Annotated in this window: 1 protein-coding gene; it reads left to right on the plus strand. The window is 57.0% G+C overall.

Going from position 1 to position 416, the window contains the following annotated elements:
- Nucleotides 1-91 precede the first annotated feature (91 nt).
- Nucleotides 92-416: hypothetical protein (locus AB4Z23_RS28735; RefSeq protein WP_441361345.1), on the plus strand; the 325-nt coding region annotated here is incomplete at its 3' end.

The following is a 416-nucleotide window of genomic DNA, read 5'->3' on the forward strand; positions in this document are numbered from 1 at the left end:
GCTGTACGCCGCGTTTGGAAGAATTTTTCTTGCACCACTTCCGGATGGGGAGCCGCTTATTGGAATTGCACGTCCGCGGTGGCATCTTGCTATGCTGATTGCCCACGGCGCCATCGGCTCGTTCGTCGGTGAAACTGTGCTGTACGCCGCGTTTGGAAGAATTTTTCTTGCACCACTTCCGGATGGGGAGCCGCTTATTGGAATTGCACGTCCGCGGTGGCATCTTGCTATGCTGATTGCCTACGGCGCCATCGGCTCGTTCGTCGGTGAAACTGTCCGGCTCGCCGATGCACGCGCCCTGGACAAGGGTGCCATCGAAGGCTGGTTTCTGATCGGGACGACCGTTCTTACTTTGCTGAAACTCTGGTGGTTTATCGCCGGACGGCGCGATATCAGAGATGCGTTTATCGGAACCG

Origin of the sequence: Agrobacterium sp. MCAB5 (assembly GCF_052114365.1) — a bacterium.
Lineage (GTDB): Bacteria > Pseudomonadota > Alphaproteobacteria > Rhizobiales > Rhizobiaceae > Agrobacterium > Agrobacterium tumefaciens.